This is a genomic window from Bradyrhizobium sp. MI1.10, from assembly GCF_055811035.1.
Map to the genome: position 1 here is coordinate 1 of NZ_JBVVPN010000101.1, position 9,204 is coordinate 9,204.

Here is a 9,204-nt window from a genome sequence, read left to right on the forward strand (position 1 = left end):
AGCGTTCGCTCCCCCATCTTGGACGTCGCGCCAAGCCTCTGTTTGCCACCCGTCGATTTTTGAAGAGGCGTGAGACCGAGCCATGCCGCGAAGTCACGGCCTTTGGCAAAGGTCTCGGCCGGCGGCGCTAGAGCGGCGATCGCGGTGGCGGAGATTGGGCCGATGCCGGGAACGGTCATTAGCCGTCGCGATACCTCGTCCTCGCGAGCACGTCGCGCGATCTCCTGGTCGAGATCCGCGATCTTGCCATTGAGGTCGGTCAGCAGGTCCAACATCAATCGGAACATGGCGTGGGCCGCTTTGGCAAGCGAGCTGGCCATCTCTTCCTCCTCGATCAGATCGATAAGCATCGCCACGTGCGATGGCCCCTTAGGTGCGACCCATCCATATTCAGTGAGATGTCCCCGGATCGCGTTGATGAGCTGCGTTCGCTGCCGCACTAACAGGTCACGGGTCCGAAACACCAGACCCGCCGCCTGTTGCTGTTCGCTCTTCACGGCCACGAACCGCATGCTCGGCCGCTGCGCTGCTTCGCAGATCGCCTCGGCGTCGATCGCGTCGTTCTTTTGCCGCTTCACAAACGGCTTTACATAGGCGGGAGGGATCAGCCGAACTTCGTGGCCAAGCCGAGTGAGCTGACGGGCCCAGTGATGGGCTCCGCCACATGCCTCCAGCGCTACCGTGCAACTCGGCTGGGCTGCGAAGAAATCCAGCAGCTTTCCTCGGCTGATCCGTTTGCTGAATATAGCTCGCCCTTTCCCGTCTGCTCCATGAGCGTGGAAAACCTGCTTGGCGATGTCCAGACCGATTATGCTAACCTCCGACACGGACGCCTCCCTTAAGTGGTGCTAAACACCTCCACTTTGGCACATCGATGCCGTCGGCGGGGCGTCCACCCCATCATTAAGCGGCTGGCCGCTTGATGTCCGCTCAACTCCTAACAGCGGCGAGAAAGCGGACGTCTCCCGAGGTCGCTGAAGGCCATAAGCGGGAATGCTAAATGAGCAGCTCAAGCCTCACCGCGCGAGGACGTGTGCAGTCCACTCCCCTCAGGAGAGTTTTCGATCTATCCCGCTCGGTGGTGCCGCGGTGACTTCAATCGTAGCCGACACGGTCATGATCGGAACGTCTCTCGTTCTTACGAAAACGGACAACTTGTCGGTTAAGCCCGAAGGGCTGTGGTCTCGTATCCCCTCGGCGAGATATCTCATCGCGGCGTCCCGCGCGGCGGCCAAGTCCGAAAGTTCTTCGCCCTGGTCGTCAAGAATGATGCCCGCCGAGTCCTGATAGTCGAAGTAGAAGCGCATGTGGGCCAACACGGTCCTGGTCCGGGCGATCCTCTGACCAAGCGCCGTCCCATGCGTTGATTTCACTTACTCAAAATGAGCCGTTCGCTACAAACGAGTATCCCGTCCACTCCTCAAGGGCCCCGGTTCACTTCCTTCAAGGAAGCGCTCATCGATGCATCAGGCGCCTTTGCCAGTGACAGATCGCGAGACGGCTTGTGTGCTCAGAGCGGCGGGCGGAGCTTCTTCCGGTTGAGGGCTAATCTTAGTCTCTCCCTCAGCAGACGGATTTCGTCATATTGCTTTTCGATCTCTGGATTGATGCGCAGCCGTTCCAATTGCTGCTCGTGCAGTTTCGACAATGCAGCAATATACGAACTTTGGATGGGCGGGACACGCATGATGACCCTTCAATAGAATACGAGAAAAGCCGATCTCAAAAACTTGGCCGAAGCACAACTTAGGAAGAAATTTGGGGGGCCTTTCTGACAATGCGGGCTCGCTGGCAAAGTTCGCCCGTTGCGTCTTTATGACGCCATCGGGCGGCCCCCCGACCTTCAGGACTTCAGCTTCTGGCGAAGCTTCCTGATCAATTCGCGGAGGTTCGCGGCATACTCTTCGATGATGCGCCGCCTGACCTCGTCGCTCTCGCGGGGCTTCACGTCTGGCTTGTCCGGCGGCATATCACTCATGGGAGTCATACCAGCGGCTCGCGGCAGGCGGCCTTTGATCTGGAGCAATAGTTCCACCCTCAGGGCTGTCCTTTGACCTGCCGGTTGCGGATTATCTTCTCCATTTTGGTGGAGGCCAATTCGGCGCGAGCAAGGAGAAGCTGGTCGCGCCGCAACTCAAGAAGGCGGCACAGCTCGCGGGCGCGCTCGCGCAATTTACGACTGTCGTCGCGGGTGGCGCGCGCCCTGATGATGTCCAGATCGTCCATAGGGCATTCGGATGCGATCTCGCCGGTTCCCGCATTTAACCAGATTAAAAGCGTCCACTCCCTCAGGGGCAGCGCGATGCCCTGGAGTCCGGGAATGGGATGGTCCGGCCGTGCTCCTGCCCCGCCAGCAAGCGAAGCTGGCAAGGGGCGCCAACGACGAGGAGCACGCCATGTCTCAGACACCCAATACCGCGATCGCCGTGATCGGCATCGATATCGGCAAGAACTCGTTCCACGTCGTGGGCCACGATGCGCGCGGGCGCCATCGTGCTGCGGCAAAAGTGGTCGCGTGGCCAATTGGAAGCGCGGCTCGCCAATATGCCGCCTTGCCTGATCGGCATGGAAGCCTGCGTCGGCGCACATCAACTGAGCCGCAAACTCGTATCGCTTGGTCACGATGCCAGGTTGATGCCGGCCAAATATGTCCGCCCCTATAGCAAGGGACAGAAGAACGACTTCAATGATGCCGAAGCGATTGCCGAAGCCGTGCAGCGCCCGACGATGAAGTTCGTGGGGACCAAGACTGCGGAGCAACTGGATCTGCAGGCGCTGCATCGGGTGCGCGAGCGGCTGGTGTCGCAGCCGTTAAAGGCTTTGGCTCACGCCTCATCTCGAGAACACTGGAAGACGATTTCCGAGGGACGGTTACTGTGTCCTATGGATCGAGCGGGCTCACTTGCCGTCTCACCGCCCCCGTTGCAAATCTAAAGACTTCACCACAATAGCAGAAGTCTTTTACCCGAGCTACGTTGACCAAGGCCAAGACGAGGCGCCCGCTCGCGGCTCCGCCGGCATCGAGGCGAGTGTTCGCGAGACAATCTAGAACTTGCGGTATGGCCCCAAGCCGAAGAGCGCCTCAGTTAACGTGATGTCCGCTTTCGCTGGTAGAATGGGCGCCGAGTTGCACTCGCGTCGACCGTCGCTTTTGAGCCGTAGCAGATGAGGATTTTAGAACGTCTCCGTGGCGTGCGACTGCTCAATTGCGAGGACACGAAAGAGGCCAGCCGCGTCGGCCTATCGTGCGTCGGGACGTACTCCGATCTCGCCAATGAGCAGAATTATGGCCGAAAACTGTTCCCACAGATGACGTCGAATGAGATAGGATTGCTCATCCACGGAGCCAGGTTCGTCCGCTTCAGTAGCTAGTTGGCAAACTCTAAGACGCCCTGGGTGCGCTGAGGACATGACAATGAGCCATGACGTAAGAGCTTGGCTTGAGCCTCTCGGACTCGGGCGATATGCCGAAACGTTCGCACAGAGCGGCGTCGATTTTGATCTGCTGCCGGATCTCAGTAACAGGGATCTGAAAGATCTCGGGATTGCAAGGCTAGGTGACCGCAAGCGTCTGCTCAGGGCAATCGCCGCGCTCATGCGGACCAAGCCCTTAGCGGCAATTCCTCCGAGCACATCCGAGGCGGAACGTCGTCAGCTGACGGTGATGTTCTGCGATCTCGTCGATTCTACCGCTCTCTCCAGCACTGTCGATCCCGAACAGCTGAGAGAATTACTGCTCGCCTATCAAGCAGCTTGCGTCGCCGTCATTGACCGCTATGACGGCCATCTCGCGAAATACCTTGGAGACGGTCTGCTGGTCTATTTCGGTCTTCCGCGTGCGCATGAGGATGACGCCCAACGTGCGGTGAGTGCTGGGCTGGATATTGTCGAGGCGGTCGTCCTGCTGAATCGAGACTTGTCCAAGAAATTCGGTATCGAGCTCAGTGTCCGCCTTGCCGTGCACACCGGGCTTGTGGTGGCAGGCGAGATGGGTGCGGGTGGCGCACGCGAGGAAATGGCGATTGTCGGTGAAACACCGAATGTTGCTGCGCGGCTACAGTCGCTGGCCGCCCCCAATGCCTTAGTGATCAGCTCCAGCACACAGCGGCTGGTCGCTGGCTTTTTCACCTACGAAGACATTGGTGTCCACCAGCTGAAAGGCGTCGCCCGTCCTGTGCAGGCGTGGCGCGTGACCGGCGAGCGTCTGACCGAGAGTCGTTTTGAGGCGCTGCATCCTGGCGGGCCATTCCCGCTGATCGGTCGCGAGGAAGAGGTCAATTTATTGCTGCTCCGCTGGGAGCAGGTGAAGCAAGGCGAGGGCCAGGTCGTATTGCTCTGTGGGGAGCCTGGCATCGGCAAGTCGCGGATTGCCGAGGCGCTCATCGAGCGAATAGCGGATCTGCCGCATGCACGGTTGCGGTGCCAATGCTCGGCATATTTCGCGACCAGCGCGCTATATCCCTTCGCGCGCCAGTTGATAGAGGCGGCCGGGTTCCTGCCAACTGATCCACCCGCGATTAAATTGAACAAGCTCGAGCAGATGTTGACCGAATCTGGACAGGCAGTGCCCGAGAAAGCATCGCTGTTTGCAGGTTTGCTGTCGATCCCTGTTGCTTCGCACTATCCGAGGCTGGAGCTGACGGCAGAGACCCTTAAGCAGAGAACGGCGACAGCATTGGTCGATCGAATGCTTGGGTTGGCGACCCGGAAGCCGGTGCGGATCGTGGTGGAAGACGCGCATTGGATCGACGCTTCGAGCGCAGACTTAATAGTGGCCGCGATGGATCGTGTGCAGGATTCTCGGGTCCTGATCCTGATTACCTACCGACCCGACTACGTACCGCCATGGAGCGGCCGCCCCCATCTAACCATGCTTACGCTCAATCGGCTAAGCCCAGCGCAGGCAGCTGACATGGTTGGTGCGTTTGCTGCTACCGAAGCGCTGCCGGCGGAAATAATTCAACAGATCGTCGCAAAAGCGGACGGCGTGCCGCTTTTCATCGAGGAGCTGACCAAAGCGGTACTCGAGGCCGGCTTGGCCGACGGCGAAACTACTAGCGGGCGTGCCGGGCGACTGCAGCTCTCGGTTCCGGTGACGCTGCAGGACGCCCTCGTTGCGCGGCTGGACCGGACAGCCGGGACGAAGGAAGTCGCGCAAGTGGCGGCGGTGCTGGGCCGCGAATTCAGCGAGGCCCTCCTGACAGCTGTCTTGCCACCGAAGCGAGACGCACTGACCGCGGCCTTGGATGCGCTGGTTCACGCGGGACTACTGTTCCGCCGCGGCTTGCCCCCTCAAAACAACTACGTCTTCAAGCACGCGCTGGTGCAGGACGCCGCCTATGGAACCCTGCTCTTCACCTCCAGACAGCAACTGCATGCGCGAACCGCCGACGTACTTGAGCAGCAATTCCCGGAGATTGCAGAAGCGGAGCCCCAACTGCTGGCACACCACTACGCGGCCGCCGGCATATACGATCGCGCGATCGCCTATTGGCAGCGGTCCGGCACGCGTGCGCGCGAACGTTCCAATTACGTCGAGGCTGAGCACGCCTTTACCGCGGCGGTCGCACTTGTGCCGCAACTGCCCGACCAGGCGCGGAAGCGTACTGAGCTTGACCTGCAGATGTCGCTGGGCGCGGTGTATCGTGCCCTCCGTGGCTCGGGCTCACTGCAGACTGAGATCAGCTATAGGCGTGCCCGCGCACTATGTGAGGAGATTGGCGACGCCGATCGGCTGTTGGAAGTCATGTATGGTCAGTTTGTCGGTGCTTTCAATCGGCCGAAGCTTCATGATGCCGAGCTCTATGCGAGCGAGTTCATGGAGGTTGCGCAGATTGACCAGAATGCTTCAGCGCTGAAGGTGGCAGAGTATTTGATTGGCAGCACAGCATTTTTGCTGGGTGACCTTGTGCGCGGTCGCCAACATTTGGAAGAGTCGCTGCGCGTCGATAACGTAGACCATGGGCGCGTCAATCGTTACTCGCACGGCCAGTATCCCACTTGGCCACTGACATACTTGGCATGGACCATGTTCGTGCTTGGATTTCCGAACCAGGGGCACGCTTTAGCCGCAGAAGCCATTGCGGCTTCAAGGAAGGGCTCAGAGTTCTACTATGCAATGGCACTTAGCAACGGTTGCTATCTGCATCATATGTGCGGAGATTGTGCGGCCGTGGAGGCGAACGTTGCTAGGCTGCTCGATCTTGCGGCGAAGAAAGGGGTCGTGTTCCGCGCGCAGATGCGCCTTTTCGAAGGCTGGACACGGGCTTGTCGCGGCGCACCCGAAGGTGGGATAGAGCTGATGCGTGACGCGCTGGCTAAGCTCGTCGCGACGGAGCAGAAGGTCGAGCATCCCTATAAGAGATCAATCCTGGCCGAGATTTGTCTGCAAGCCGGTCGGTGGTCGGAAGCGGAGGAACAGCTCGGCGAGGGACTACGCCTAGTGCGGGCCACGGACGAACGCTGGTATGAGGCGGAGTTACACCGGCTTGCCGCCGAACTTGCGCTTGCAGAAGGGGACAAGGTGAATGCCGAGGTAAAATTCCGGCGAGCGCTCACGCTTGCGACGGCGCAGTCGGCGCGGATGTGGGAGCTACGCGCGGCGAAGGGACTTGCCCGGCTGTGGCGCGAAGCTGGCAAGATCGACGAGGCGCGTGCCCTACTGGCGCCGGTGCTCGGCAGCTTCACCGAAGGTTTCGACACGCGCGATCTCATCGAGGGCAGAGCACTCCTCGATGAGCTGGCCTGATGCACGGGAGCCAGTTTGGGGGGCCGGCGCCAGCTTCTCATGGTCTAGGTCCGTAGCTGGCCCATCAGCGAAGTCGCGGCATGCCTCGGTTAGGTCCGGTCGGTGAGGTTTGGCGGACCAGTGTTGCTCACATTGTGTTGTTCACATTTTCGCCCGAAGCGGACTACCTTCTAAACGCATCAAGTCATGGTGCCAGGCATGAAGCATCGGACGCGTGGGTGGCCGTCAATGTAATGTCTCCAAACCATTGTACGGCCGAAACGGTTTGGTTGTGTGACAACGGCGCCGTCAGGCACGTCAACCCATTCGTTGTCGATGCGGACGCGGTAACGCCCACGATCGGACTCCCAATCCACGTCGGAAACTATGTACCCGTCAAAATCGGTGCAGCACTTTCCGAACTGGCTCTGCAAGCTTTCAAACCATGGCTTCAGCGGAGAGTTGTCGTATCGGCCATCATCGCCCGCGAGCGCTCGCGTCACTAGCATCGCTAAACCAAGCAACAGTGCCCCAGCTTTTGCTGAAAACATCTCTTTGCTCCGCGATTGACGCCGTCCGGAAAACAAGACAGCGCTTACAGCTGCGATCCGGCGATGAGCGCGACAGCCACAATCGTTTGATGCTTCGTCATGGGAGACCTTCGTCCCCGATGCGTACAGAAGTGGGTCCCCCAATTCGGGCAAAGGTTCAACAACTGGACAACACAACTAAAGGTAAGCCATGCTGCGGCTTTACTCCGGGCAACTGGGGGAGTGCGGCGCGGCTGATGACATTTCTTGACCGATGAAAGGTCCGAGATGCCCGCATCATCATTTTTTGAGCGAAAGCGAGCTGATCGCAACTTCGGCAGGCCATCCCTTTTGGGGCATGTGGGAAGGCCGGTGGATGCATCCACTCGACATGCTCGACCAAAAGCGGATATTGCCTCTGGCTTACTTCAGCTTGTAGGTGCCGGTCTGATGATTGCAGTCCTGAAACGTTCCCGCTTTCACGATCGGGAAAGGCCCTAGGGGGTGGACTGTGCCGCTTGCCTTCATGTCTTCGTATTTTCCGGTACCTGAAACGTTTTCTCGGGTGAGACTTCCGTCACTTGCGAGCGAAAAGTATGCCAGGCGTTTGTCTCCGTCGACATCTACCGTCTCGCACACGGTGGACCCTGTGAATTTTCCGTCAAGCGAGGCGTTCATGCCAACGCATCGGAAGGTGTTCTTGTCAAACATGCCGTCGGGAGGATTGCTGCGGGTAGTGCCGGTCATTTCAAAACTAGATGCAGTGTGGGTTTTTGAGAATGTAATCACGTTGTTCGCGCCGGACCAGCAGGCTGTGTAATCGTAGCTGCCTTCCTTCGGCGGATCTGCTGCTAATGCAGGACCACCAGACGCGAGCCCTAGCAGTGCGATGAAACAGAAGAACTCCAATGTCTGGCCCATATGCTCGTCTCCGATCAACGAGGGGTTGAATAAATGACCGTTGCAGGTTTCACCAGGTCAATCAACCAGCACACCTTACGTAAGCAAGCGTTAAACCGGCGGCCTCTTTGTGTCGGTCTACCGCGAGGACTTACCCGTTCTAGAATGGGGTAAGCACTTGGTTGTAAACTAAGAAGCCTACTCTTCAGATCTTTCATCGTCTTTGGCATCTTCGTAGTGCGGGAGTTGTCAACTTCACGCACTTCGGAAATTGGGGTAAGTGCGGGTTGTCAATTCGCATGATTAATCCTTGGCGATCACACGTATTTAGCGCACTTCAACCAACACCGACGCGAATGGACCCGACGCGAAAATGTTCATTGCCAGCGGATGTGCCCATTTTGAGTGGATCAGCTCTACTGACGCACCTTTGCTTGCTGAGCTCCGCCTGCGACACCGTGCTACTCTTTGTTTGGTCTGTAACTCTTGCTGGAGCGTTCCTCAGGGCATAGCCTGCTCGCTCGCATAAGTTCTCTGCGCCATCATAAAGGGAGGGAACGATGGCTATTAATCGTGTACTCATCGCATCGTTTTTGCTGGTTGCCATTCTGACCAGCTCGAGCGTCGTTGCTCAGAGCGTGCCGCCGGAAGGTTCGGTCTCAGTCATATTCACCGCTACGCCGATTCCAGCGCCCAAGCCAATGTCCATCGGCGGCGGCAAAGAGTTTGTTTTTATCAACCAAGCCATGGCAGCCTCGAACGAGGCTGGAAACCCTGTACTCAACAACATGGGTGGACGCTGCCAGCTGAGCCGCCTTACGGATTCGTCGGCAAAGACGGCGGAGATTCACGGATACTGTACTTACGTCGACAAGGACGGCGATCAGTTGTTCGAGCAGTGCGACTGGATGCCTGGATCCCCCAACAATTGCAACATCACTGGTGGAACGGGGAAATTTGAAGGTCTCCAGAGAGCCGGCTCCGGAAATCTGAACAGGGCGATAAGTGGAGTTTCTGCCTGACGGCGGGCAAGATTGGCCCGCGAAT

At 58.6% G+C, this 9,204-nt stretch carries 9 protein-coding genes and 1 pseudogene; 3 read left to right on the plus strand and 7 right to left on the minus strand.

What is annotated here, in order from left to right:
• The 5 genes from AC0L3K_RS39935 to AC0L3K_RS39955 form a co-directional block, all read right to left on the minus strand.
• Positions 1 to 827, minus strand: an 827-nt coding sequence (locus AC0L3K_RS39935; protein ID WP_473368134.1) for an IS110 family RNA-guided transposase, incomplete at its 3' end; no start/stop codon positions are given.
• Between the two features lie 222 nt (positions 828 to 1,049).
• On the minus strand, positions 1,050 to 1,307 hold the full coding sequence (locus AC0L3K_RS39940; RefSeq protein ID WP_473368135.1) for a DUF6894 family protein: 258 nt from the start codon (positions 1,305 to 1,307) through the stop codon (positions 1,050 to 1,052).
• A gap of 203 nt (positions 1,308 to 1,510) precedes the next feature.
• Positions 1,511 to 1,687 (minus strand): hypothetical protein, encoded by a 177-nt coding sequence (locus AC0L3K_RS39945; protein WP_009859170.1) that lies wholly within the window; start codon positions 1,685 to 1,687, stop codon positions 1,511 to 1,513.
• A gap of 156 nt (positions 1,688 to 1,843) precedes the next feature.
• The gene (locus AC0L3K_RS39950; RefSeq protein WP_473368136.1) at positions 1,844 to 1,978 is read right to left on the minus strand and encodes a hypothetical protein; all 135 of its coding nucleotides are present in this window, start codon (positions 1,976 to 1,978) and stop codon (positions 1,844 to 1,846) included.
• A 59-nt stretch (positions 1,979 to 2,037) separates the two neighbouring features.
• Entirely contained in the window at positions 2,038 to 2,226 is a 189-nt protein-coding gene (locus tag AC0L3K_RS39955) for a hypothetical protein (RefSeq protein WP_035992068.1), read from the minus strand.
• Between the two features lie 170 nt (positions 2,227 to 2,396).
• On the opposite strand from AC0L3K_RS39955, the pseudogene AC0L3K_RS39960 reads away from it, so the two are divergent.
• Positions 2,397 to 2,808, plus strand: a pseudogene (locus AC0L3K_RS39960) (IS110 family transposase); the annotation flags it as partial.
• A 607-nt stretch (positions 2,809 to 3,415) separates the two neighbouring features.
• Positions 3,416 to 6,748, plus strand: coding sequence for an AAA family ATPase (locus AC0L3K_RS39965; protein ID WP_473368137.1), 3,333 nt, complete (start codon positions 3,416 to 3,418; stop codon positions 6,746 to 6,748).
• Positions 6,749 to 6,927: 179 nt separating this feature from the next.
• On the opposite strand, the gene AC0L3K_RS39970 is transcribed toward AC0L3K_RS39965, so the two are convergent.
• Both AC0L3K_RS39970 and AC0L3K_RS39975 read right to left on the minus strand, forming a co-directional pair.
• Positions 6,928 to 7,278 carry a hypothetical protein gene (locus AC0L3K_RS39970; RefSeq protein ID WP_473368138.1) on the minus strand — a complete coding sequence of 117 codons (351 nt, stop codon included), beginning with the start codon at positions 7,276 to 7,278 and terminating at the stop codon, positions 6,928 to 6,930.
• A 402-nt stretch (positions 7,279 to 7,680) separates the two neighbouring features.
• Positions 7,681 to 8,178: a hypothetical protein gene (locus tag AC0L3K_RS39975; protein ID WP_473368139.1), complete on the minus strand. Its 498-nt coding sequence runs from the start codon at positions 8,176 to 8,178 to the stop codon at positions 7,681 to 7,683.
• A 539-nt stretch (positions 8,179 to 8,717) separates the two neighbouring features.
• On the opposite strand from AC0L3K_RS39975, the gene AC0L3K_RS39980 reads away from it, so the two are divergent.
• A complete protein-coding gene (locus tag AC0L3K_RS39980) occupies positions 8,718 to 9,179 on the plus strand; it encodes a hypothetical protein (protein WP_473368140.1) in 462 nt (153 codons plus the stop codon).
• Positions 9,180 to 9,204 lie beyond the last annotated feature (25 nt).